The sequence below is a fragment of the Vibrio sp. 03_296 genome (genome assembly GCF_002265885.1).
In genome coordinates this window covers 1-520 of the sequence record NZ_NPKW01000468.1, presented here as the reverse complement: position 1 = coordinate 520, position 520 = coordinate 1, and the positions used below count along the sequence as shown (strand labels likewise).

At 47.2% G+C, this 520-nt stretch carries 2 pseudogenes; one reads left to right on the top strand and one right to left on the bottom strand.

Annotated elements, in window-relative coordinates:
- Nucleotides 1–94 (top strand): annotated as a pseudogene (locus tag CIK04_RS25460) (Fe3+-citrate ABC transporter substrate-binding protein); the annotation flags it as partial.
- Nucleotides 95–176: 82 nt separating this feature from the next.
- Here CIK04_RS25460 and CIK04_RS25455 read toward each other — a convergent pair.
- Nucleotides 177–520 (bottom strand): annotated as a pseudogene (locus tag CIK04_RS25455) (glutamate--tRNA ligase); the annotation flags it as partial.

Below are 520 nucleotides of genomic sequence, written 5' to 3'. Positions count from 1 at the left end.
CTCACAGACCAAAAAAGCGCTATTGGAAGCGCACAAAGAGAATTTAGAGATCCTCACCTTTATGGGCCGGCTGAACAGCATCGGTCTCAAATAACGCGTGCTTCTTTTCACACTMAAACAAGTCCAAAAAAAAAACCGCAGCACTGAGCTGCGGTTTTATTATTCTCGCTGGCCAATTATGCGTTTGCTTCACGCTCTGCAATAAACGCCAACGCCATCTTAATACGCGCAACAACACGCTCTTTACCGATGAGCTGCATCACTGCATCTACAGAAGGAGACTGACCACCACCAGTAACAGCAACACGCAGAGGCATACCGATTTTGCCCATACCGATTTCAAGCTCAGTACACACATCGGCAATCACTTGGTGTAGGTTTTCTGTTGTCCACTCAGTAAGGGCTTCCACTTTAGCCAGAGCGACTTCTAGCGGCTGCTTCGCCACACCACGTAGGTGTTTTTTCGCTGCATCAGCGATCAAATGCGTCAAAATCTTGGTAGAAGTAACCAATTTGATCG